Here is a 23,847-nt window from a genome sequence, read left to right on the forward strand (position 1 = left end):
GGACGGCCTGCGCCGTCCCTTTTTTCGTTCAATTCGCCGCCTGGCGTGGGCTGGCCGCGGTGACCGGCGGCGATAACACCCGCTCCAGCACTTCAGCTTCCAGTTCCGCCAGCCTGGCTGAACCCTTACGGCGTGGCCGCGGCAGATCGATGCTCAGATCCAGTCCGATGTGGCCCTCTTCAATCAGGATCACCCGATCCGCCAGCGCGATGGCTTCGCTGACGTCGTGCGTCACCAGCAGTACGGTAAAACCGTGCTGTTGCCACAGCGATTCTATCAGCCCTTGCATCTCGATGCGCGTCAGGGCATCCAGCGCCCCGAGCGGTTCGTCCAGCAGCAGCAGGCGGGGGCGGTGGATCAACGCGCGCGCCAGGGCGACCCGCTGCTTTTGTCCGCCGGACAGCGCCGCCGGCCAGTCGCGGGCGCGATCCGCCAAACCGACCGCGGCCAGCGCCTGCAGCGCCGCGTCGCGCCACTGGCCGCGCAGCCCCAGACCCACGTTGTCGATCACCGTTTTCCACGGCAACAGGCGCGCATCCTGAAACATCAGCCGGGTATCCTCTTTGGCGGCGGCAAGCGGCGCATTGCCGCTGAGCAGCGCGCCGCTGCTGGCCTGTTCCAGGCCGGCCAACAGACGCAGCAGGGTGCTCTTGCCGCAGCCGCTGCGGCCGACCACCGCCACGAACTGCCCGGCGGAGATGCGCAGTTGAATGTTATCCAGCACGGTGCGGTTGCCGTAACGTTTGCCGATGGACTCCAGCGTCACCGGCGTGCCTTGCGCAAGGCGAGCGGGAAGGGTCATAGCGCTTCTCCCTGTTTCAGTTGATAGGCCGGATGCCAGCGCAGCCAGACGCGTTCCAGCAGTTGTGCGCCCACGTCCGCCAGCTTGCCGAGCAGGGCGTACAGCACGATCGCCACCACCACCACGTCGGTTTGCAGAAATTCACGCGCGTTCATCGCCAGATAACCGATGCCGGAGTTGGCCGAGATGGTTTCGGCGACGATCAGCGTCAACCACATGAACCCGAGGGCGAAACGCACGCCGACCATAATCGACGGCAACGCGCCCGGCAGCACCACCTGCGTGAACAGGCGAAAACCGCTCAGACCGTAGCTGCGCGCCATCTCCAGCAGGCCGCGATCGATGTTTTTGATGCCGTGATAGGTATTGAGATAAATCGGGAACAACGTGCCGAGCGCCACCAGAAAGATCTTGGCGGATTCATCGATGCCGAACCACAGGATCACCAGTGGGATTAGCGCCAGGTGCGGCACGTTGCGGATCATTTGCACCGAACTGTCCAACAGGCGTTCACCCCAGCGCGACAGCCCGGTAATAAAGCCGAGAATCAGTCCGATGCTGCCGCCGATGCCAAAGCCGATCAACGCGCGCTGGCTGCTGATGCTCAGGTGCTGCCACAGTTCGCCGCTTTGGCTCAGGCGCCAGAAGGCGGCCAGCACCGCACTCGGCGCCGGCAAAATGCGGTTGGACAGCCAGCCGGTTTCGACGGCGACTTGCCAGATGATCACCAGCGCCAGCGGCAGCGCCCAAGGGGCCAGCCGGTACAGGATGCGTTGCGCGTTCTTTGCCATCGGGGCGCTCCTCAGCTCTGCGACACTTTTTGCGGAACATAGATGTTGGCCACCACTTCGCCCTGCGGGCGCACCGGTTGAAGGCGCGCGGGCGTTTCCTCCTGCGCCAGATCGAGGTGAGGAAACAGCAGTTCGCCGACGCGGTAGGCCTCTTCCAGATGCGGATAGCCGGAGAGAATAAAGGTGTCGATGCCCAGATCGGCGTATTCCTGCATGCGCGCCGCGACCGTCGGGCCATCGCCCACCAGCGCGGTGCCGGCGCCGCCGCGCACCAGGCCGATGCCGGCCCACAGGTTCGGGCTGATCTCCAGATTATCCTTCTTGCCGCCGTGCAGCGCCGCCATGCGCCGTTGGCCGACGGAGTCGAAGCGGGCAAAGGCCTGCTGCGCGTTGGCGATGGTTTCCTCATCGAGGTGAGCGATCAGCCGATCGGCGGCGCGCCAGGCTTCTTCGGTGGTTTCCCGCACGATGACGTGCAGACGGATGCCGAAGCGTACCTGCCGGCCCTTCGCCGCCGCTTTGGCGCGCACCTCTTCGATCTTCTCTTTGACCTGTGCCGGCGGCTCTCCCCAGGTGAGGTACATTTCTACCTGCTCGGCGGCCAGATCCTGCGCGGCGGCGGAGGATCCGCCGAAATAGAGCGGCGGGCGCGGTTGCTGCACCGGCGGGAACAGCAGTTTGGCGCCTTTCACCTGAATATGCTTGCCGTGGAAATCGACGGTTTCACCTTCCAGCACCCGGCGCCAGATATGAGTGAACTCGGTCGAGGCTTCGTAACGCTCTTCATGACTGAGATGCAACCCCTCCGCCGCCAGCTCTTCCGGATCGCCGCCGGTGACCAGATTGAACAGGGCGCGCCCGTTGGACAGGCGATCCAGCGTCGCCGCCTGACGCGCCGCCAGCGTAGGGGAGATGATACCCGGCCGCAGCGCGACCAAAAATTTCAGCCGCTGGGTGACCGGGATCAGCGAGGCGGCCACCAGCCAGGAGTCTTCGCAAGAGCGACCGGTGGGGATCAGCACGCCGCCGAATCCCAGCCGGTCCGCCGCTTGGGCGATTTGTTGCAAGTAACCGTGATCGACGCTGCGAGCGCCCTGTGCGCTGCCAAGATAGTGGCCGTCGCCATGGGTGGGTAAAAACCAGAAAACGTTCAGGCTCATCGTCAATGCTCTCCCGTATTTATTGCGCGCTTGGGCGCCAGATGCGTTGCGAGATGTCGACCTTCACCGGCACCAGCCGGTTGGCGTAAAACAGGTCGGCGGTTTGCTGCTGCGCGGCGATCGTATGCGCATCGAGCGGTGTGATGGCGGTCGGGGGACGGTGATCCAGATAGCTGGCGATCACCGGTTCCGGCAGCCCCATGGCGTTGGCCAGCAAGATCACGCTTTGCGCCCGGTCGCTGCGGGTGAGCGCATCGGCCTGGGTCAGCACCGTCAGGACCTGGCTGATAAAGGCGCCATTGGCTTCGACATAAGGGCGCGCCGCCAGATAGAAGGAACCGGTCTGGTTCAGATCGGTGCCGTCGCCGAGCACCCGAACGCCGCCCTGCAGCAGCGCGGCGGAATAATAAGGATCCCAGATAGCCCAGGCATCGACGTTGCCCTGCTGGAATGCGGCGCGCGCATCGGCGGGGGTCAGGTAGGCGGGTTGGATATCCGTAAATTTCAGGCCGGCCTTTTGCAGCGATCGCAGCAGCAGGTTGTGTGAGCTGGATCCTTTCTGAAATGCGACCTTATGGCCTTTCAGATCGGCGACGGTTTTGATCGGGCTGTTTTCCGGCACCAGGATCACTTCCGCCTTCGGTTTGGGAGGCTCAACGCCGACATACAGCAGGTCCGCCCCGGCGGCCTGCGCGAAGATCGGCGGAATATCACCGGTGCTGCCCAGATCGATGCTGCCGACGTTCAAGGCTTCCAGCATCTGCGGGCCGGCGGGAAATTCAATCCAGCTGATGCGGGTGGCGGGGAAGCGCTCCTCCAGCAGCCGGTGGCTTTTCGCCAGCACCAGACTCACCGATCCTTTCTGGTAACCGATGCGAAATTGCGCCGGATCCTGCGCGACGGCGGCGTTGGCCCAGACCAGCGACAGCAGGCCGGTGAAGGCCGCTGCGTTCAGCCAACGTCGCAAAGCGTTGCGTTCTTTCATTCAGGCTCTCCTTTTCCAGGCATTTCAGGCGGTTTGACGCGCCGTCAGCGGCGAGGCGACGCGCAGCGCGGGCGGTTTGCGGCGCCCAAGCGCCAGATAGAAACTGGCGAGCGCTTCTTCCAACCGGGCGGCCACGGCGTCGGTGAGCGTGGCGCTTTCGCCGGTCAGCTGGATCTGACTGTCGTCGGCGAACACGCCGTGCAGCACCTCTTGCGCTTTCAGCGCCGCCAGCACCGGTTTCAGCGCATAGTCCACCGCCAGCATGTGACCGACAGAACCGCCGGTCGCCAGCGGCAGCACCACTTTATGGTCCAGCGCGCGTTCCGGCAGCAGGTCCAGCAGGGTTTTCAGCGCGCCGGAGAACGACGCTTTATAAACCGGCGTGGAAATCAGCAGGCCGTCGGCCTGCGCCAGCTGGTCGGCAAACGCCTTGATCGCCGGACTGTTGAAGTTGGCGTACAGCAGATCTTCGGCATCGAAGTCGTGCAGGGTATAGGCCGTCACCTCCACCCCTTGTTGCCGCAGCCAGTTCTGACTCAGCGAGAGCAGCGCGGCGGAACGTGATGGGATGCGTGGGCTACCGGCCAGTGATATAACGCGCATTGCCACTCCTTATAACTAAAAGTTAGGTTTAATTAGAAAATTAATGGGAAGTGTTTTAAACCTACCAGCAACCGGGCGCGTTTTTTAAATCTCATTTTTTGATTTGGATATGCGTAAAAGCGGATTGGCGCCGATTTGGCGATGAAGAGGGAAAACGATTGCGTAAAAACGGCTTTTTTTGCCTTTAATCAATTCCAATTAGGCGGGGGATACCGGATAATACGCCCCCGGTTTGCAACCGGGAAATCAGGAGAGTCCATGTACTACCCCCTCATCAGGAAAGCGTTGTTCCAGCTCGATCCGGAGCGCGCGCACGAAGTGACCTTTCGTCAGCTCAGCCGTATTACCGGCACCCCATTAGCGTTTCTTGTCCGTCAGTCCGTGCCGACCAAACCGGTCAGCTGCATGGGGCTGTCGTTTAAAAACCCGCTGGGATTGGCCGCCGGTCTGGATAAAAACGGCGAATGCATCGATGCGTTCGGCGCGATGGGCTTCGGCCATGTGGAAGTCGGCACCGTGACGCCGCGTCCGCAATTGGGCAACGACAAGCCGCGCTTGTTCCGCGTGGTTGAGGCGGAAGGCCTGATTAACCGCATGGGGTTCAATAACCATGGCGTGGACAATCTGGTTGAAAACGTTAAGAAATCCCATTTCGGCGGCATTCTTGGGATCAATATCGGCAAGAATAAAGACACGCCGGTCGAGCAGGGCAAAGACGATTATTTGATCTGCATGGATAAAGTTTATCCGTATGCCGGATATATCGCGATTAACATCTCTTCACCGAATACGCCGGGGTTACGATCCTTACAGTATGGCGAAGCGTTGGACGATCTTTTGGCTGCGATTAAAAATAAGCAGCAGGAATTACATGCGCGCCATCACAAATATGTGCCGGTAGCGGTAAAGATCGCGCCGGATCTTTCTGAAGAAGAATTGATCCAAATTGCCGATAGCCTGGTGCGGCATAATATCGATGGCGTGATCGCCACCAATACCACGTTGGATCGAAAATTGATCCAAGGGCTGAATTACTGCGAACAAGCGGGCGGGTTAAGTGGGCGTCCGTTGCAATCACGCAGCACCGAAGTGATCCGTCGCCTCTCCACCGAGCTGCAAGGACGTCTGCCGATTATCGGCGTAGGCGGCATCGATTCGCTGACGGCGGCGCGCGAAAAAATGGAGGCCGGCGCGAGCCTGCTGCAAATTTATTCCGGATTTATCTATCACGGCCCGCGTTTGATTAAAGATATCGTTACCCATATCTAATATTTTTCCTCTCATTTTATTCCGGGGGTTTATTTCTGCCCCCGGCTCGTCTATATTTTGTTCGTTAGCTTAAATATCGTTCGCGGAATTATCCGATGTTTAAGCTATTTCATCGGTGATAAAATCGCCTTTTAGGGTGAGTGCGGCGTTGGCATGGGCAGCGAGAAGGATACGAAATGAAGATAAAACCTGACGATAATTGGCGTTGGTATTTTGATGCCGAACACGATCGGCTAATGCTGGATTTAGCTAATGGTATGATCTTTCGTTCACGTTTCCCGGCCAAAATGTTAACGCCGGACGCCTTCGATGAATGCGCTTTTTGCGTGGATGACGCCGCCCTTTATTTCACCTATGAAGAACAGTGCAAGCAGGTCAAGCTGAGCCATGAACAGCGCGCCGAGCTGGTATTGAATGCGCTGGTCGCCTACCGCTTCCTGAAACCGCTGATGCCGAAGAGCTGGCATTTCTCGCAGCAGCACTACCCGTTGCAGCCGAAAAACGGCGAGCTGGCGGCGGTGAAAGTGATGGAAAGCGGCGCGGAAGCGCGCCTGCTGGTGGTCGAGGCCGGGGATAACGCCAGCCTGTGCCTGCTGGCGCAAAATCAGCTGACGGTCGCCGGCCGCACCATGGTCTTGGGCGACGCCATCAAGGTGATGCACGATCGGCTGAAACCTTGCGCGCAGGATGAAAGCGCCGCCCCGGCTTACGACAGGGCGGTATAAGGCGGATTACGCCAACGTCAAATCAGTTTTCGGGATGCAGCTGCAGCACAGGATGGTGCCGTTGTCGCCCAGCGCGCTTTTCTTCAGGGGCGCGACTTCACCGCTCAGCAATGTAATGCGGCAGCTGCCGCAAATCCCGGCGCGGCACGAGTAAGGCACGCGAATGCCTTGCTGTTCCAGTTGTTCGAGCAGGATCTGCTGGTTATTGCCGGTAAATACCTTTCCTTCATATTCGATCGTGACGCTGTGCGCGCTGTCCTGCGGCGCCTGCACGCTCTCCACCACTTTACCTGCGCCATAAGGGCGCGGCGGCTTGGTTGACAAGACTTCCACCGTATCGCCCACGCGAATGATGCCGCTGTTGCGCGCGATCATATTCTGGCCGAAATCGATGTCGCCGTTGTCGGCGGAGCGGAATTTTTGCAGCGTGCTGAGCGGTTCGCCGCTCGGGTGCTTGCGGCCACGCTCGGTGCTGACGGTGGTGAGCACGCAGCGGCTGCAGGGTTTCACCAGATCGAACATCACGTCGCCGACGCGGATCACCTGCCAGCCGTCTTCAGCCCAGGCGGTAGCGCCGCTCACCACCAGATTTGGGCGGAACTGTTCCAGCTTGATGCTGCCGGGACAACGCTGCTGCAGGTCGTTGAACGAGGCTTGGTTAATCAGCAGATAAGGGTAGCCGTCGGCAAACGTCAGCGGGATTTCAGGGTGTTTCTTGACCCGGCGGGTCAGCTCCGGCCCCAGCCAGCGCAGCTGCACGTCGCGCTGGAAATAGCCGCTCAGCCAGCGGTTGATCTCATCCGGCGCGATCAGCGCGGTGAAATGGTTGCCCCACACCTCGGTCGGCTGCGGCGCGGCCGCGAAGTCGCTGAAGCGAATGGCGGCGCTTTCACCGTCCGGCGCGGTCAGAAACAGCCCGTCCGGTAACAGCGCCGGCGTGAACAACACCATCTGCGGATATTGGCGCGCGGTAATAAAGGTGCCGTCCGGTTCGGTGATCATAAAGTTGCGGTCGAAGGCCAGACCGCTGCTGCCGACCTGGGCGTAGGAAAGCTGCAAGCCGCGCAGTGATTTAACCGGATGGACGTAGAGTCTGGAAAGCGTGATCACCCTTATCTCCGTACGATGATTAAATAGAAGGGAGCAACTTTATGACAAGCGGTGCGGATTAGCTATAATGCGCAACAATTTTCTTTTTGGTGATAAGTACGATATGAACTCTCTGTTTGCCAGCACGGCGCGTGGATTGGAAGAACTGTTAAAAAGCGAGCTGGAAACGCTTGGCGCTCACGACTGCAAAGTGGTGCAGGGCGGGGTACATTTTCAGGGTGACGATCGTCTTCTGTACCAAAGCCTGCTGTGGAGCCGCCTGGCTTCGCGCATTTTGTTGCCGCTGAACGAATTCCGCGTGCACAGCGACCTGGATCTGTACCTCGGCGTGCAGGCGATTGACTGGCCGAGCATTTTTGGCGTGGATAAAACCTTCGCCGTGCATTTCAGCGGCGTGAACGAAGAGATCCGCAACAGCCAGTATGGCGCGCTGAAGGTGAAAGACGCCATCGTTGACAGCTTCACCCGTAAGCTCGACCAACGCCCGACGGTTGCCAAACAGCAGCCGGACATTCGCGTTAACGTCTTCCTGCAACGCGATATGGCCAGCGTGGCGCTCGATCTGAGCGGCGAAGGCCTGCACCAGCGCGGCTACCGCGATCTCACCGGCCAGGCGCCGTTGAAGGAAAACCTGGCGGCCGCCATCGTGTTGCGTTCCGGCTGGCAGCCGGGCACGCCGATGCTCGATCCGATGTGCGGCTCCGGCACGCTGTTGATCGAAGCGGCGATGATCGCCGCCGATCGCGCGCCGGGCCTGCACCGTCAACACTGGGGCTTCAGCGCCTGGAATGGTCACAACGCCGAACTGTGGCGTGAAGTCACCACCGAAGCGCAGGTGCGCGCGCGTCGCGGCCTGCAGGAAACTACCTCTCGCTTCTTCGGTTCCGATATCGATCGCCGGGTGATTGAGATGGCGCGCGGCAACGCCCGCCGCGCTGGCGTCGCCGAGCTGATCACCTTCAACGTCGGCGACGTCGCGCGCTTGACCAACCCGCTGCCGGAAGGCCCGCACGGCACGGTGATCAGCAACCCGCCGTACGGCGAGCGTCTGGAAAGCGAACCGGCGCTGATCGCGCTGCACAACATGCTGGGCCGCGTGATGAAAAGCGCCTTTGGCGGTTGGCAGCTGTCGCTGTTCAGCGCCTCACCGGAGCTGTTGAGCTGCCTGCAGCTGCGCGCCGAGCGCCAGTTCAAGGCGAAGAACGGCCCGCTGGAGTGCGTGCAGAAAAACTATCAGCTGGCGGCAAGCCCGGCCGGCAACGCTACCGGCGGCGTGCAGGTGGCGGAAGATTTCGCCAACCGTCTGCGCAAGAATTTGAAGAAGCTCGACAAGTGGGCGAAGCAACAAGGCATCGAATGCTACCGCCTGTACGACGCCGATCTGCCAGAATACAACGTCGCGGTGGACCGTTACGGCAGCAAGGTGGTGGTGCAGGAGTATGCGCCGCCCAAAACCGTCGATGCGCAGAAGGCGCGTCAGCGTCTGTTCGATGTCATCAACGCGACGCTGGCGGTGCTGGAATTGCCGTCGAATCAGCTGATCCTGAAAACCCGCGAGCGGCAGAAGGGCAAAAACCAGTACGAGAAACTGGCGCAGAAGGGTGAGTTCTTGCTGGTGGAAGAGTATAACGCCAAGCTGTGGGTCAACCTGACCGACTATCTCGATACCGGCCTGTTCCTCGATCACCGCATCGCGCGCCGTATGCTGGGCGAGATGAGCGGCGGCAAGGACTTCCTCAATCTGTTCGCCTATACCGGCACCGCCAGCGTGCATGCCGGGCTGGGCGGCGCGCGCAGCACCACCACGGTGGACATGTCGCGCACCTACCTGGAATGGGCGGAGAAGAACCTGCGCGCCAACGGCCTGACCGGCCGCCAGCATCGGCTGATCCAGGCCGACTGCCTGTCGTGGCTGAGCAATGCCAATGAACAGTTCGACGTGATCTTCATCGATCCGCCGACGTTCTCCAACTCCAAGCGGATGGAGAACACCTTTGACGTGCAGCGCGATCACCTGGCGCTGATGAAAGATTTGAAACGGTTGCTGCGCCGCAACGGGACCATCATGTTCTCGAACAACAAGCGCGGTTTCCAAATGGATATGGCAGGGCTGAGTGCGCTGGGCCTGGAGGCGAAAGAGATCACCGCCAAGACGCTGTCGCAGGATTTTGCCCGTAACCGTCAGATCCACAACTGCTGGCTGGTGACTCACGCCGGCGAAGGAAAATAATTACTATGTCGTTAATCAGCATGTCCGGCGCCTGGCTCTCTTTCAGCGATGCGCCATTGTTAGACAACACCGAAATTCATATCGAAGACAACGAGCGCGTGTGTCTGGTCGGGCGCAACGGCGCCGGCAAATCCACGCTGCTGAAAATCCTCGGCAAAGAGATCCCGCTGGACGACGGCCGGGTGATCTACGAACAGGATCTGATCGTGGCGCGTCTGCAACAGGATCCGCCGCGCAATATCGGCGGCAGCGTGTTCGATTTCGTGGCGGAAGGCGTCGCGGAGCAGGCGGAACACCTGAAGGCGTATCACGCGATCTCCCACCTGGTGGAAAGCGACCCGAGCGAGAAAAACCTGGCGCGCATGGCGCAAATCATGGAGATCCTCGATCACCAGGGGCTGTGGCAGCTCGACAGCCGCATCAGCGAAGTGCTGCTGCAGCTGGGGCTGAACGGCGACGCAGAGCTTTCCTCGCTGTCCGGCGGCTGGCTGCGCAAAGCGGCGCTGGGCCGCGCGTTGGTGAGCTCGCCGCGCGTTTTGTTGCTCGACGAACCGACCAACCACCTGGATATCGAAACCATCGACTGGCTGGAAGGTTTCCTGAAAGAGTTCGACGGTAGCATCGTCTTCATCTCGCACGACCGTTCGTTTATCCGCAACATGGCGACGCGCATCGTCGATCTGGATCGCGGCAAGCTGGTTTCCTGGCCGGGTAACTACGATCTGTACCTGCAGAGCAAAGAAGAAGCGCTGCGGGTGGAAGAGCTGCAAAACGCCGAGTTCGACCGCAAGCTGGCGCAGGAAGAGGTCTGGATCCGTCAGGGCATCAAGGCGCGCCGCACCCGCAACGAGGGCCGCGTGCGCGCGCTGAAGGCGCTGCGCGTCGAGCGTTCAGAGCGCCGTGAAGTGATGGGCACCGCCAAGATGCAGGTGGAAGAGGCGACCCGCTCCGGCAAAATCGTATTCGAGCTGGAAGACGTCAATTATCAGGTTGGCGAAAAGGTGCTGGTGCGCGGTTTCTCCGCCCAGGTGCAGCGCGGCGACAAGATTGCGCTGGTGGGGCCGAACGGCTGCGGCAAAACCACGCTGCTGAAACTGATGCTCGGTCAGCTGAAAGCCGACAGCGGCCGCGTGCACTGCGGCACCAAGCTGGAAGTGGCCTATTTCGACCAGCACCGGGCCGATCTCGATCCTGAGCGCACGGTGATGGACAACCTGGCGGAAGGCAAGCAGGAAGTGATGGTCAATGGCCGTCCTCGCCACGTGCTGGGCTACCTGCAGGACTTCCTGTTCCACCCGAAACGCGCGATGACGCCGGTGAAGGCGCTGTCGGGCGGTGAGCGTAACCGCTTGCTGTTGGCTAAGCTGTTTCTGAAGCCGAGCAATCTGCTGATCCTCGATGAACCAACCAACGATCTCGACGTCGAAACGCTGGAGCTGCTGGAAGAGCTGATCGACGGCTATCAGGGCACCGTGTTGCTGGTCAGCCACGATCGTCAGTTCGTCGACAACTCGGTGACCGAGTGCTGGATCTTCGAAGGCAATGGCGTGATCAACGCCTTCGTCGGCGGTTACTACGATGCGCATCACCAGCGCGCGACAGCGAAACCGATTCGTCAGGCGGCGCCGAGCGCGAGCAAACCGGCGGCGGAGAAAAAGGCCGAACAGCCGAAGAAAGCGGCGGCCAAGCTGAGTTACAACCTGCTGCGCGAACTGGAACAGTTGCCGCAGCGGCTCGAACAGCTGGAAGCGGAAATCGAAGCGCTGCAGGCGCAGATGAGCGATGCCGACTTCTTCACGCGGCCGCACAGCGAAACGCAAGAAGTGCTGACGGCGTTGGCTAACGCCGAGCAGGCGCTCGAGCAGGCCTTTACCCGCTGGGAAGAGCTGGAAGCGATGAAAAACGGCTGACCGTTGCGATACCGCCCGCGCGCTGCTGCGGGCGGTATCGACGTGCCGGTGAGCAACGTTATTTAGGAGGAATATGGTGTGTTCCCACAACAATCATCAGCAGCATAGTCATTCCGCACCCTCGGCGGCGCAGCAGGATAACCTGATGCTGTGCCCGCAGTGCGACATGCTGGTGGCGCTGCCGCCGCTGGCCTATGGCAGCAAAGCGGTATGCCCGCGCTGCAAAACCACGCTCAGCGCCCGCTGGGACGAGCCGCGCAAGCGGCCGATCGGTTACGCGCTCAGCGCCTTGTTCATGCTGGTGCTGGCCAACATTTTCCCGTTTATCAACATGCGCGTCGCCGGCCTCGGCAACGAAATCCGGCTGATCCAAATCCCGGAAGTCATGGTGGCGGAAGACTACGCCAGCATGGCCACCTTGTTTATGGTGTTCGTGCAGCTGATCCCGGCGTTTTGCATGGTGGCGATCATCCTGCTGTGCGCCAGGGTGCGCTTGCCGCTGGGTCTCAAAGAGTGGATGGCCCGGGTGCTGTTCCAGTTCAAGACCTGGTGCATGGTGGAAATTTTCCTCGCCGGGGTGCTGGTCAGCTTCGTCAAGCTTATGGCCTACGGCGACATCGGCATCGGCAGCAGCTTCGTGCCTTACTGCCTGTTCTGTCTGCTGCAGGTGCGCGCTTTCCAGTGCGTGGATCGGCGCTGGCTGTGGCAGGATATCGAACCGGCGCCGCGGCTTAATCGCCCGCTGACGGTGGGGCGCACCGGCATGCGCCAGGGCGTGCGCTCCTGCGCGTGCTGCACGGCGATCCTGCCGGCCGATCAGGTGCGCTGCCCGCGCTGCCACACCAAGGGCTACGTGCGTCGCCGCCACAGCCTGCAGTGGACGCTGGCGCTGCTGGTGACCTCTGTCATGCTGTATATTCCGGCCAACCTGATGCCCATCATGGTGACCGAGGCGCTGGGTAACAAGATGAATTCCACCATCATGGCGGGGGTGATCCTGCTGTGGGGGGACGGCTCTTATCCGGTAGCGATGGTGATTTTCATCGCCAGTATCATGGTGCCGTCGCTGAAAATGTTGGCGATCGGTTGGCTGTGCTGGGATGCGAACGGCAGGAAGAAACCGCGCGCCGACAGCGAGCGTATGCATCTGATTTATGAAGTGGTCGAATTCGTTGGTCGTTGGTCAATGATCGACGTGTTTGTGATCGCCGTGTTGTCGGCGTTGGTGCGAATGGGGCAGTTGATGAGCATTTATCCCGCGACGGGCGCCGTGCTATTCGCGCTGGTGGTGATCCTCACCATGTTCGCCGCCATGACATTTGATCCCCGGCTGACCTGGGATCGCGCAAGTGAAACAATAAACAAGGAGCCGCAAGGTGACGGAAAATAATCATAGCGTCGCGGACGTCGAGAAGATCAAACGCTGGTCGCCGGTGTGGATCATTCCCATCGTGACCGCGCTGATCGGCGCCTGGATCCTGTTTTACCACTTCAGCCATCAGGGGCCGGTGGTGACGCTGGTGACCACGACGGCGGAAGGGCTGGAAGCGGGTAAAACCAAAATTAAAAGCCGTAGCGTTGATGTCGGCGTGGTGGAAACCGTCACGTTGAGCGATGACCTGAGCAAGGTGATGGTGCAGGCGCGTCTCAATTCCGGCATGGAGAAATTGCTGCGCCAGGATTCCGCCTTCTGGGTGGTGAAGCCGCAGATCGGCCGTGAAGGCGTCTCCGGGCTGGGCACGCTGCTCTCCGGCGCCTATATCGAACTGCAGCCGGGCAACAAAGGCAAAGACGGCAAAGACAACTATCAGCTGCTCGATGCGCCGCCGCTGGCTTCCCCGGACGCCAAAGGGTTGCGCATCGTGCTGGACAGCGAGAAGTCAGGCCAGCTCAACGCCGGCGATCCGGTGCTGTTCCGCGGCTATCGCGTCGGGTCGGTGGAAACCAGCTACTTCGATCCTAAAGAGCGCGCCATGCGCTATCAGCTGTTCATCACTGCGCCTTACGATCAGTTGGTCACCACCAACGTGCGCTTCTGGAAAGACAGCGGCGTGGCGTTTGACATGTCGGCACAGGGCATGCGGGTGGAGATGGGCTCGTTGACCACGCTGTTCAGCGGCGGCGTCAGCTTCGATGTGCCGGACGGCTGGGATCGCGGTGAGCAGGCGAAAGAGAAAGCGGAGTACCGGCTGTTCGACAACCAGCGCAGCACGCAGGATTCGCTGTATACCGTGCATAAAGACTACCTGCTGTTCTTCTCCGACTCGGTACGCGGCCTGCAGCCGGGCGCGCCGGTCGAGTTCCGCGGCATCCGTCTGGGGACGGTGGCGCAGGTGCCGTTCTATAAAGACGGCATGGCGCAGCGTCTGGATAACGATTACCGCATTCCGGTGCTGATCCGCATCGAGCCGGATCGCTTCCAGAAACAGCTGGGCGGCAACTTCGATATTGAAGGGCACTTGAAAGATGCGGAATCCCGCGGCATGCGCGCCTCGATGAAGTCCGCCAACCTGCTGACCGGTTCGCTGTACATCGATCTCGACTTCTATCCGCAGGAAAAACCGTGGAAAGGGCCGCGCGAGCTGTTCGGTTATCCGCTGATGCCGACCACCAGCGGCGGTCTGGCGCAGATCCAGCAGAAACTGATGCAGACGTTGGATAAGATTAATTCGATGCCGATCAATCCGATGATCAGCGAAGCGACCAAGACGCTGGCGGAAAGCCAGAAAACCATGAAGTCGACGCAGCAGACCATGAAGTCGTTGAACGACATCATCGCCAGCAAAGAGATGCAGGCGCTGCCGCAGGACATGCAGAAAACGCTGCTGGAGCTGAATCGCAGCATGAAAGGGTTCCAGCCTGGTTCACCGGCTTACAACAAGATGGTGGGCGACATGCAGCGCCTCGATCAGGTCTTGCGTGAGCTGCAACCGGTGTTGCGCACCCTGAATGAGAAGAGCAACGCGCTGGTGTTTGAAGCCGCCGGCAGCAATGACCCTCAGCCGAAGAAGGCCACGAAATGATGAAATGGATCCCGGTAGCCCTGGCGCTGTTGCTCAGCGCCTGCAGCAGTTCGCCACAGAAGACTTACTATCAGTTGCCGGCGCTGGGCGCGCCGGCCGCGGCCGGCAGCAGCGCCGCCTCCACGCGCCAGCTGTGGCTGGAGCACGTGAGCGTGGCGGATTATCTGGCGCAGAGCGGCGTGGTGTATCAGACCAACGACGTGCAGTATGTGATAGCCCAGAACAACCTGTGGGCCAGCCCGCTCGATCAGCAGCTGCAGCAAACGCTGGTCACCAACCTGAGCAGCGCGCTGCCGGGGTGGGTGGTCTCTTCGCAGCCGATGAGCAGCGATCAGGATGTGCTGAACGTGACCATCAGCGGCTTCCACGGCCGCTTTGACGGGAAAGCGATCATTCGCGGCGAGTGGGTGCTGAACCGCCAGGGGCGTTTGATCAAAAGGCCTTTCAACCTGGAGCTGAAACAGGGTGAAGACGGCTATGATGCCCTGGTGCGCACTCTGGCGCAGGGGTGGCAGCAGGAAGCCCAGGCTATCGCAGCACAGATGGGCGGCATTTAGTCATAATTTGGTCTAAAATCGTCTAATCCCTGTCGGCGTGAAAAGTCGTTTTTTCTCGCTGGCAGGGATTTCTATTTTATTTCAATTGGTTAACCCCTTCCCCTGCAGATCAGCCACTTAGCATTTTCCTCGGGCGTAGCTCACAAATATGACATTGGCGTGAATTTTGCGCATTGATCTTCTCTTCTTTTAGCGCTATTGATTACTCGTGGCTGCGCAAAAAGCAGCCATTGTTTTCTTTCCACCAGACCAAAATGAGGGAAACGAGGCATGAAGAGACAGAAACGCGATCGTCTGGAAAGGGCGCATTCGAGAGGGTATCAGGCAGGTATTTTAGGGCGTTCCAGGGAACATTGTCCCTACCAATCATCAGTGGACGCCCGGTCTCAATGGCTGGGAGGTTGGCGAGAAGCCATGGAAGACAGGGCTGTGACCGCTTAAGCGGCTCCCTGTCAAATAAAAGGAATAACCTCCGCCCCTTGGCGGAGGTTTTTGTTTCAGGCGCTTATTCATCCCGCCAGCGTTTCAACAAAATACTCGCATTCACGCCGCCAAAGCCGAAGCCGTTTGATAAGGCGTAGATCATGTTCATCGATTCCGCCTGTTTCGCGACCAGATGCAAACCTGCCGCCGCCGGGTCGGGGTTATCCAGATTTAGCGTGGCAGGGGCTATCTGATCGCGCAGAGCCAAGGCGGTAAAGATGGTTTCCAGCCCGCCGGCGGCGCCCAGCAGGTGCCCGGTCGCTGATTTTGTTGAGGTCACGGCGACAGTCCCGGCCGTGCCAAACAGGTGTTTGATGGCGTTGATTTCGCCCAAATCCCCTACGGGTGTCGACGTCGCGTGAGCATTTAAATGCTGTACCTCCTCGGGAACGACGTTCGCCTGCTTCAACGCGATTTTCATCGCCCGATAGGCGCCGTTACCGTCTTCAGCGCCGGATGTCATATGGTAGGCGTCGGCGCTGGTGCCATAGCCGACGATTTCCGCGAGCGGGGTGGCGCCGCGCGCCAGCGCGTGTTCCAGCGTTTCAATGACCAGCATGCCGGCGCCTTCCCCCATGACAAATCCGTCCCGGGCGCTGTCGAAGGGCCGAGAGGCCTGTTGCGCCAATTCGGCCGGAGCGGTGGACATGGCGCGCGCGGCGGCGAACCCGCCCAGGCTGACGGTATCTATCGCGGCTTCGGTACCGCCGCACACGGCGATATCGGCTTCATCATTGCGGATCATACGCACTGCGTCGCCAATGGCTTGCACGCCGGCGGCACAGGCGGTGACCGGCGCGCCAATCGGCCCCTTGAAGTGGTGTTTGATTGAAACGTGGCCGGCCGCCAGATTGACTAGGAATGAGGGGATGGTGAACGGCGACAGCCGCTTGGCGCCGCGGCTGTCGGTTGTGCGCACCGCCTGGGCAATCGCCGGGAAACCGCCAATACCCGAGGCAATGACGGTGGCTGTGCGCTCTTGTTTTTCGTCCGTATCGGCTATCCAGCCGGCCTGACGAATGGCTTCGTCCGCCGCCGCCATAGCAAACAGGATAAAGCGGTCCATTTTCTTTTGGTCCTTGGGGGCGACGGAGGCGTCGGGGTTGAAGCCCGCTTCAGCATCTTGCGCCAGCGCCGGGACCTGCCCTCCGACCTTGACCGGTAAATCTGCAACGATCTCGTCAGGCAACGCTCGAATGCCGGATTCTCCTCTTAACAAACGCTGCCAGATGGCTTCAACACCGCACCCTAGCGGTGAAACGGCGCCCATGCCGGTAATGACGATACGACGATTGCTCATGATGGCTCCTTGGTAAATTCGGGTAAATCGGCGAGGCGCCGCTGCCGCATCAGTTCGGCGCGTTGATGTATGCCGTCGCTTGCCGCCGGCCCTGGCGCCAGCGTAATGAACTGCGGCGGCACCGGCTGTTGGGTATCACGATTGACCAACTGGACTTGGATCGGCCGATCGTTGCGTCCGTCGACCAACAGGGCGCTGACGTCCCCGTCGGTCAGATGATTGTTGCCCCATTGTGAGAGCGCCGCCAACACCGGGAGAAAATCGTTGCCGCGCTCAGTAAGCAGGTAGTGATAGCGCGCCGGCCGCGTTTGATAACGTTCTTTATACAGAATGCCGTGGGCCACCAAATCCTTCAGGCGACGCGCCAGTAGCGTGGGTGACATCCCCAGACTTTGTTGGAATTCGTCGAACCGGGACAGCCCCTGAAAAGCATCGCGAAGGATCAGGATGCTCCACCATTCCCCCACGCGATCCAATGCACGCGCTACGGGGCAAGGCGCGTCGCTAAAGCGGGTTTTTTGCATACCTTTCTCACTAAGTACAATTATTGTAGTTACTATGCTAGTCATGTTAGAGGATCTTGAGGGGCAAGAGAATAACCGGATGCAAAAAAACCGCTATCGCACCGATGCGGGTACTGAGGGAGGCCGCCTTTCAGGCTGCCTGTTGCTTTGGCCGCTTCGGGTAAGCATAGGGCAGAGAGCGGTGGGGGAAGACATTTCGATGTCGGGCGATGAAATAAGGAGCACCCAGCGTCTTCATATCGCCCAACAGTGCATCTTCGCTATCGGCCCTAATCCTCTTTGATGAGAACTGAATAATAAGATGATGCTAACGGCGGCTAAAAAGAGGGGCGGGAGTCTTTGAAAAGCCGGGAAAGGATAAGAGAAAGAAATGCCATCACGTCGAACATGACGGCATGCGAAGAACGTTAGAGAGAAGGCAGTGGCCGCCTTCTCGTCAGCGTGATTAGAACGCGGTGGTATCTTTGAACAGGCCCACTTTCAGATCGGTGGCGGTATAGATCACTTCACCGTCAACCAGCACTTCGCCATCGGCGACGCCCATGATCAGCTTGCGGGTGATGACGCGTTTGAAGTTAATACGATAGGTTACCTTTTTCGCGGTCGGCAGCACCTGGCCGGTGAACTTGACTTCACCGACGCCCAGCGCGCGGCCTTTGCCTTCGCCACCGAGCCAACCGAGGTAGAAACCGACCAGCTGCCACATCGCATCCAGGCCCAGGCAGCCCGGCATGACCGGATCGCCGATAAAGTGGCAACCGAAGAACCATAGGTCCGGATTAATATCCAGCTCCGCTTCCACATAACCTTTGTTGTGAGTCCCGCCGTCTTCGGTCATTTTGACCACGCGGTCCATCATCAACATGTTACCCGCCGGCAACGGTGGGCCACCGGCGCCGAACAGCTCGCCGCGGCCGGATGCTTCGAGGTCTTCTTTCGTATAGGAATCGCGTTTATCTACCATGTTCTCAGTAAGCCTTATTTTAATGAAGGACGCAGGTTAGCTAACACGTGTACGCTGAACAAGTCCGATCAGCCGTGGTTGAACCAGTTGAGCCAGCGTAGCGGCCATGGACGGCGGCGTTCCTGCAGGCTCACCTGCGCAATCCGTTCCTGAATGGCCGCCAACAAATTCGGCTGTTGTTCGTCAGAGTAGAGGCAACCGGTGAGCAAAGGCAAGGCTTCCGCCGCGCTCTCTACCGCCCACAGGTGGAATTGCCCCTCGCGCACTGCGTCAACGACATCCTGACGCAGGCACAGGTGGCGCACGTTGGTCACGGGCAGTATGACGCCCTGTTTGCCCGTCAGGCCGCGGCGTAAACAAACCTCGAAGAAACCTTCGACCTTTTCGTTAACGCCCCCTATCGGCTGTACGTTGCCGAATTGGTCAACGGAGCCGGTGACGGCGATCTGTTGTGTGATCGGCTGCTGTGACAGGGCGCTGATCAGGGCGCACAGTTCAGCCAGCGAGGCGCTGTCGCCATCCACTTCACCGTAAGATTGTTCAAAAACGATCGAGGCGGAGAAGGGCAACTGCTGATCCAGGTCCAGTTCGGCGATCACGAACGCTTGCATGATCATCATACCTTTAGCGTGCAGGTTGCCGCCCAGCTCGGCCTTGCGTTCGACGTCGGTAAATTCGCCGTCGCCGAGATGCACAACGCAACTGATGCGCGACGGTTCGCCGAAGCTGCGTGGGTGGCCGGGATAATCCAGGACTGACAGGCCGTTGATTTGCCCAACCACTTCACCCTCGGTCTCGATCAGGATCTGACCCAGTTCGATCTCATCCTGCATACGCTCGGCGAGATAGCTTTCACGCCATTCGCGGGCATTCAATGCCGCTTCAAACGCTTTGGCCGTAATGCGGTCTTCTTCGGCGTACAGTGCAGCTTCGGACAACTGCTGCCCAAGCCAAACCGGAGAGAGTGGCAGGATGCCCTGATCGCCACTATAACGCACCGCCTGAACGATCAGCGGCAGCCAGGCATCGGCCGCCAACATCGGTAACTGCCGCTCGGCGATCACACCGTTGACGTAGCCGCACCACTGCGCCATATCATCAACTTCAGTCAGTTGCAGATCGTCTTCATATTCGCCATAGACCGCTTGTTCACTCAGTTCTGGCTCGATATCGTGGAAATCGGCCAGGCCGTGGCGGTCGCCGACTACAATCAGCCGCAGATCCAGCGGCATCGGCGGAATAGCGACCGGCAGCGGGCGGGTTTCGTCAGGCGAAACCCAATGGAACTGACGCTGGCCGATCATTTGCTTCAACCGCAGCCATAGCAACGGCTGGGCCAGCAGCGCCCGGGCTGACAGGATCAGAATACCGCCGTTGGCCTGGTGCACCAGGCCGGGCTGCAGAGTGATGTCGCCATTGTGGATCCGCACGCAACCAAACAGCTGCTCCGGTTCAATCCACTCTTCGAACACGCAGGCACCGCCGGCAGCGAAAGGTTCATCGCCATGGCTGGCAGGCTCTACGCTGACCTTGCCATCTTGAATGACATAGTGGCTGCCGAGGCATGCCGTGTTTTGCGGCAGCAGTGGTTTGACGGCGTTAGCGATCAGTTCCAGGTATTCTCGCGTTTCTTGCGCTTTCAACAGCATGAATCGCGGTGGCGATTGGGGGTGACAAAATAGCGTCAGGGCATTTTCCAGCCGAGGCTGAATGGCGGAAAAGGGCACGGGTGCCAACTGAGCGGCGGTATCAAATATCGCCTGATAAGGCGTTACGTCCGGCAATAAAGATTGCCATTCAAGTCGGTTATTGGTCAAAGTGTTAGATGCAATCGTTAAAAAGGGAAAGGGCGATTATACAAGAATAACGGCAGCTTGATACATGTGGAGTGCCAGTTGGCATCAGGGAGTTTGACATCGCGCGATGACTGTGCAAAAAACAGTCTAAAAGACGGCTTAATTGCCGGGGAAATTCGGCGTAAAGCTGTTATGCTTATTTGAAGTTACGCGGTCACTGAAGAGCTCAAGATGAAATATCAGCAACTGGAAAATCTGGAGAGCGGTTGGAAATGGAAGTACCTGGTGAAGAAGCACCGGGAAGGGGAACTCATTACCCGCTACATTGAAAACAGCGCTGCTCAGGAAGCGGTTAACGAGCTGCTGAAGCTGGAAAATGAGCCGGTAAAGGTACTTGCATGGATTGCCGCTCATATGAATCCGGATCTGGATAACCGGATGAAACAAACGATCCGCGCCCGCCGCAAACGTCATTTTAACGCAGAACACCAGCATACGCGTAAAAAATCTATCGATCTGGAGTTTTTGGTTTGGCAACGCTTGGCTGCCCTGGCGCGTCGTCGCGGTGTGACGCTGTCGGAAACCGTCGTGCAGCTTATCGAAGATGCTGAGCGCAAAGAGAAGTATGCGAATCAGATGTCGTCGTTGAAAGAAGACCTGAAGGCGATTCTCGGCAAAGAACCTAAGTAAACGGGGCAGAGCGCCTTCGTTGCACCAGGTCTTGAATGCTCTGACAAAAAAAGGACGAAAAAAAACCCCGCATTGCGGGGTTTTTTATTAGGCGAGTAAACTTAGCCCTGAGGCTGAGTTACAACGTCTTTGATACCTTTAACTTCGATCTCTACGCGACGATCTGGTGCCAGGCATTCGATCTGAGCTTTGGTAGCGCGACCAGCTTTGTAGCCACAGGTGTTGCCAGTAACTGGATCAGCTTTGCCCATGCCACGTGCAGAGATTTTGTCTGACGGGATGCCTTTGGAGACCAGGTAGTCAACAACGCTTTGTGCACGTTTTTCAGACAGTTTCTGGTTGTACTGAGCGGAACCTACTGCATCGGTGTAACCCAGAACAACTACGGAACCGTCTTTAGGATCCATGGAGCTCAGCTGGGTGTACAGCTGATCCAGAGCCTGCTGACCTTGTGGCTTCAGAGTTGCTTTGTTGAAGTTGAACAGCACGTCAGACTTCAGAGTGAAACGCTTGGTTTCAACAACTGGAGCCGGAGCTGGAGCTGGAGCAACTGGAGCAACTACGTCATCCTGACCGAAGCGGTAAGAAACGCCCAGGCTCAGCATGGTGTTGTCTGGACGCGCACCAACGGTACCTGCATCACCGATGTTGCTTACGAACTGGTAGTCCAGGCGAGTAGCCCAGTTTTTGGTCAGTGCGTATTCAACACCAACAGCAGCCAGCGGAGAAACGCCGGTGTCGTGGTCGCTCAGGCGAGTGCCGTTGCCGTAGTTAGCTTTGGAGTCTGCGCGCCATACCATACCACCCAGACGAGTGTAGATGTCCAGATCGTCAGCAATTGGGTAGCTCAGTTTAGCGGCCAGTTGAACGCCCTGCGCTTTGAAAGCACCGTTGTTCACGCTGCCTTTGTAAGGCATACGGCCAAGCCAGTCATAGCCCAGTTCGAAGCCCAGGTATTGGTTTGCCTGGTAGCCCAGGAACGCGCCTGCACCCAGCTGATCTTTGTGGGTTGGGCCGTTGCCGATACCGTTCTGGTAACCGTTGCCGTAGAAGCCAACGTCATGGTACTGGGACCAACCCAGTTTAGCACCGGTGTACCAGGTGTTATCTTTTGGAGCGGCTTGCGCTACGGTAGCGAAACCTGCCAGTGCCACTGCTAATGCGATAGCTGTCTTTTTCATTTTGCGCCTCGTTATCATCCAAATAGGCAATGAGCTTTAAAGCTGTTTTAAGCCCTTGGTTAAATTCCTTCGCCAAGGTTTAAGCCCTCGTTTGTTACTCGCCAGTTTTTCTGACGTTATAGAGCAACCTTGGCGATGTAAAGTCTACAACGTGGCGCGAAAGTTACAAGTGTGATGTGATAAGGCTCTAAAAAAAAACGCAGAATCGTACATATTTGCTAACATTCTCAGCTCAAAAAAACGGCGATCAACAGGGCATTTTCCCTTGCCAAACCGCGGCTGGACTAGCTTTTTGCCTTATCCCGCAAAGGTTCCCTTTACGGGGTGCGAAAATGATGGGAAAAATCCTAAATTTACTTAATGATACAAAGAAGAGTGAATTTTTAGGGTAGAACACTGTCCGTGAGTCGGGCTAATGTCACGTTGTGGACGCATGATAAACCCGTATGCGTTACCCAATTCTGCCGCACGTCTTAATTTTAGACGATCCTCCTCCGTTAGCTCGGGCAACCAGCCGAGAACCACGCTGTAATTCCCCGTTTGCAGCGCTTTTTCCATTGCCTCAACCGTATTCATCGGGCTGATCTGGCTCAATTGCACCACTTTATCCACCGGCAGGCCGGATTGCTGCAGCCATTGTTTGCTTAATTTTTGCTGCGGCGTGAGCCACAGAAGCCAGCGAGACTGCTTGCCCAGTTGCTGCAGCAGGGGCAACAGCAGTTGAGCCACTGCGGGCTGGCGTTCGTTGTAAACAAGTTCACTGATCAAGCCATTCTCTTTGCCGACATCCGTGTTCTTCGCAACATTGCGCGTTGTATAAGAGCCATGGCCGAAATGAGGTTGGTAGAGTGATTGAGTACGCATAAAGTTCCCGCCCGTCGTGTTACTGTATGTTTATACAGTATCCCTGATTTAGGATAAGATCAACCCAAATTTTCGTAGCGGCTCGCATAATTGCGATCATTTTTTGTACCGACGGTTTTTGTGATTGGCAGGCGGACGGATAGTGCGTATTTTTCTAATTACTTGTTCACGTTACTTTTTTCATTGATGAGAGAAATAATACGGCCAGAACCTAAAGGCCAGAACCTAAAAAGGAGGAACGCTATGAAAAGGATGTCGACGAGAAGAATCGCGCAGGCTAAAAATTGCTTTGCGGCATTGGGGGCCATCACGACTCGGTCGCAGTTCGGCGGTTACGGTCTGCTGGCTGAGGGCGTCATGTTTGCGGTGATAGCGGAGGGTGAGCTGTATTTGCGAGCTACGGCAAGCATGGAACCCGCCTTTCGCGCCCGCGGAATGGTCAATATGGTCTATTCCAAACGCGGTGTGCCCATTACCTTGCGTTATTACTGGGTTGACGAGTCGCTGTGGCGGGAACGCAACGAGCTGGTGGGGCTGGCCTGGCAAGCTGTCAGGGAGGCGCGCCGGGAGCAGCGGCTTAAGGCTGGCGATCACGGCCGACTGAAGGCATTGCCGAATATTGACGTCAATATGGAACGTCTGCTGTGGCGAGCGGGCATTCGCAACGCTTATGACCTGCGGCTGCATGGCGCCAAACGCAGCTATCTCCGTTTATTGAAACAGCAGACTAATTTGGGGCTACGAGTGCTGCTGTCGCTGGGCGGGGCGATAGCCGGTTATCATCAGGCGGCGTTGCCGGCCGAATTACGCAGCGAGTTAGTGCGTTGGTTCGATCATACGATGGCGATGCGCCGTCATGGGCATGAGCCGGTTATTCAGG

The 23,847-nt window shown here is 58.6% G+C and carries 22 protein-coding genes; 10 read left to right on the plus strand and 12 right to left on the minus strand.

Going from position 1 to position 23,847, the window contains the following annotated elements:
• Nucleotides 1–28 precede the first annotated feature (28 nt).
• The 5 genes from ssuB to ssuE are packed head-to-tail and all read right to left on the minus strand — an operon-like array spanning nucleotide 29 to nucleotide 4,341.
• On the minus strand, nucleotides 29–802 hold the full coding sequence (gene ssuB, locus H7A77_RS05495; RefSeq protein ID WP_182073913.1) for an aliphatic sulfonates ABC transporter ATP-binding protein: 774 nt from the start codon (nucleotides 800–802) through the stop codon (nucleotides 29–31).
• Entirely contained in the window at nucleotides 799–1,593 is a 795-nt protein-coding gene (gene ssuC, locus H7A77_RS05500; RefSeq protein WP_033650683.1) for an aliphatic sulfonate ABC transporter permease SsuC, read from the minus strand. Before ssuC ends, ssuB begins: the two co-directional genes overlap by 4 nt.
• Before the next feature lie 11 nt (nucleotides 1,594–1,604).
• Nucleotides 1,605–2,753 carry an FMNH2-dependent alkanesulfonate monooxygenase gene (gene ssuD / locus H7A77_RS05505; protein ID WP_016928301.1) on the minus strand — a complete coding sequence of 383 codons (1,149 nt, stop codon included), beginning with the start codon at nucleotides 2,751–2,753 and terminating at the stop codon, nucleotides 1,605–1,607.
• A 19-nt stretch (nucleotides 2,754–2,772) separates the two neighbouring features.
• A complete protein-coding gene (locus tag H7A77_RS05510; RefSeq protein WP_182073914.1) occupies nucleotides 2,773–3,738 on the minus strand; it encodes a sulfonate ABC transporter substrate-binding protein in 966 nt (321 codons plus the stop codon).
• A 24-nt stretch (nucleotides 3,739–3,762) separates the two neighbouring features.
• The gene (ssuE, locus tag H7A77_RS05515) at nucleotides 3,763–4,341 is read right to left on the minus strand and encodes an NADPH-dependent FMN reductase (protein WP_033642583.1); all 579 of its coding nucleotides are present in this window, start codon (nucleotides 4,339–4,341) and stop codon (nucleotides 3,763–3,765) included.
• Nucleotides 4,342–4,599: 258 nt separating this feature from the next.
• On the opposite strand from ssuE, the gene pyrD reads away from it, so the two are divergent.
• Complete coding sequence (gene pyrD, locus H7A77_RS05520; RefSeq protein ID WP_108680404.1) at nucleotides 4,600–5,610, plus strand: quinone-dependent dihydroorotate dehydrogenase; 1,011 nt, start codon at nucleotides 4,600–4,602, stop codon at nucleotides 5,608–5,610.
• Nucleotides 5,611–5,786: 176 nt separating this feature from the next.
• Complete coding sequence (locus tag H7A77_RS05525) at nucleotides 5,787–6,335, plus strand: cell division protein ZapC (RefSeq protein WP_004928171.1); 549 nt, start codon at nucleotides 5,787–5,789, stop codon at nucleotides 6,333–6,335.
• A 6-nt stretch (nucleotides 6,336–6,341) separates the two neighbouring features.
• Here the strand turns inward: H7A77_RS05525 and H7A77_RS05530 are convergent, their stop codons facing one another.
• Nucleotides 6,342–7,445, minus strand: coding sequence for a YcbX family protein (locus H7A77_RS05530; protein ID WP_046897092.1), 1,104 nt, complete (start codon nucleotides 7,443–7,445; stop codon nucleotides 6,342–6,344).
• A gap of 103 nt (nucleotides 7,446–7,548) precedes the next feature.
• On the opposite strand from H7A77_RS05530, the gene rlmKL reads away from it, so the two are divergent.
• The 6 genes from rlmKL (at nucleotide 7,549) to rmf (ending at nucleotide 15,606) form a co-directional block, all read left to right on the plus strand.
• The gene (gene rlmKL / locus H7A77_RS05535) at nucleotides 7,549–9,675 is read left to right on the plus strand and encodes a bifunctional 23S rRNA (guanine(2069)-N(7))-methyltransferase RlmK/23S rRNA (guanine(2445)-N(2))-methyltransferase RlmL (RefSeq protein ID WP_089192583.1); all 2,127 of its coding nucleotides are present in this window, start codon (nucleotides 7,549–7,551) and stop codon (nucleotides 9,673–9,675) included.
• A 5-nt stretch (nucleotides 9,676–9,680) separates the two neighbouring features.
• Nucleotides 9,681–11,585: an ABC transporter ATP-binding protein gene (locus H7A77_RS05540; protein ID WP_047024933.1), complete on the plus strand. Its 1,905-nt coding sequence runs from the start codon at nucleotides 9,681–9,683 to the stop codon at nucleotides 11,583–11,585.
• Between the two features lie 76 nt (nucleotides 11,586–11,661).
• A complete protein-coding gene (gene pqiA, locus H7A77_RS05545) occupies nucleotides 11,662–12,975 on the plus strand; it encodes a paraquat-inducible protein A (RefSeq protein WP_369825817.1) in 1,314 nt (437 codons plus the stop codon).
• Nucleotides 12,962–14,608 (plus strand): intermembrane transport protein PqiB, encoded by a 1,647-nt coding sequence (pqiB, locus tag H7A77_RS05550; protein ID WP_033642587.1) that lies wholly within the window; start codon nucleotides 12,962–12,964, stop codon nucleotides 14,606–14,608. Before pqiA ends, pqiB begins: the two co-directional genes overlap by 14 nt.
• Entirely contained in the window at nucleotides 14,605–15,165 is a 561-nt protein-coding gene (pqiC, locus tag H7A77_RS05555; protein WP_108680405.1) for a membrane integrity-associated transporter subunit PqiC, read from the plus strand. The genes pqiB and pqiC overlap by 4 nt, the downstream gene beginning before the upstream one ends.
• A 270-nt stretch (nucleotides 15,166–15,435) precedes the next feature.
• Complete coding sequence (gene rmf, locus H7A77_RS05560) at nucleotides 15,436–15,606, plus strand: ribosome modulation factor (protein WP_004928150.1); 171 nt, start codon at nucleotides 15,436–15,438, stop codon at nucleotides 15,604–15,606.
• 64 nt (nucleotides 15,607–15,670) lie between these two features.
• On the opposite strand, the gene fabF is transcribed toward rmf, so the two are convergent.
• From fabF to H7A77_RS05580, 4 genes are all read right to left on the minus strand, one after another.
• Nucleotides 15,671–16,948: a beta-ketoacyl-ACP synthase II gene (fabF, locus tag H7A77_RS05565; RefSeq protein ID WP_182073915.1), complete on the minus strand. Its 1,278-nt coding sequence runs from the start codon at nucleotides 16,946–16,948 to the stop codon at nucleotides 15,671–15,673.
• Nucleotides 16,945–17,472 (minus strand): helix-turn-helix domain-containing protein, encoded by a 528-nt coding sequence (locus H7A77_RS05570; protein WP_033650691.1) that lies wholly within the window; start codon nucleotides 17,470–17,472, stop codon nucleotides 16,945–16,947. Before H7A77_RS05570 ends, fabF begins: the two co-directional genes overlap by 4 nt.
• A gap of 445 nt (nucleotides 17,473–17,917) precedes the next feature.
• Nucleotides 17,918–18,436: a bifunctional 3-hydroxydecanoyl-ACP dehydratase/trans-2-decenoyl-ACP isomerase gene (gene fabA, locus H7A77_RS05575; RefSeq protein WP_004928144.1), complete on the minus strand. Its 519-nt coding sequence runs from the start codon at nucleotides 18,434–18,436 to the stop codon at nucleotides 17,918–17,920.
• Between the two features lie 68 nt (nucleotides 18,437–18,504).
• Nucleotides 18,505–20,253 carry a Lon protease family protein gene (locus H7A77_RS05580; protein ID WP_182073916.1) on the minus strand — a complete coding sequence of 583 codons (1,749 nt, stop codon included), beginning with the start codon at nucleotides 20,251–20,253 and terminating at the stop codon, nucleotides 18,505–18,507.
• Between the two features lie 210 nt (nucleotides 20,254–20,463).
• Here H7A77_RS05580 and matP point away from each other — a divergent pair, with 210 nt between their 5' ends.
• Complete coding sequence (gene matP, locus H7A77_RS05585) at nucleotides 20,464–20,922, plus strand: macrodomain Ter protein MatP (protein ID WP_033642591.1); 459 nt, start codon at nucleotides 20,464–20,466, stop codon at nucleotides 20,920–20,922.
• Between the two features lie 101 nt (nucleotides 20,923–21,023).
• On the opposite strand, the gene ompA is transcribed toward matP, so the two are convergent.
• On the minus strand, nucleotides 21,024–22,103 hold the full coding sequence (gene ompA, locus H7A77_RS05590) for a porin OmpA (protein WP_046899347.1): 1,080 nt from the start codon (nucleotides 22,101–22,103) through the stop codon (nucleotides 21,024–21,026).
• A 357-nt stretch (nucleotides 22,104–22,460) separates the two neighbouring features.
• Nucleotides 22,461–22,967, minus strand: coding sequence for an SOS-induced cell division inhibitor SulA (gene sulA / locus H7A77_RS05595; protein ID WP_147837859.1), 507 nt, complete (start codon nucleotides 22,965–22,967; stop codon nucleotides 22,461–22,463).
• 243 nt (nucleotides 22,968–23,210) lie between these two features.
• On the opposite strand from sulA, the gene H7A77_RS05600 reads away from it, so the two are divergent.
• The coding region (locus tag H7A77_RS05600) for a TfoX/Sxy family DNA transformation protein (protein WP_182073917.1) at nucleotides 23,211–23,847 on the plus strand (637 nt) is incomplete at its 3' end.

Origin of the sequence: Serratia sp. ME47, from assembly GCF_903970925.1 — a bacterium.
GTDB classification, from domain to species: domain Bacteria; phylum Pseudomonadota; class Gammaproteobacteria; order Enterobacterales; family Enterobacteriaceae; genus Serratia; species Serratia ureilytica.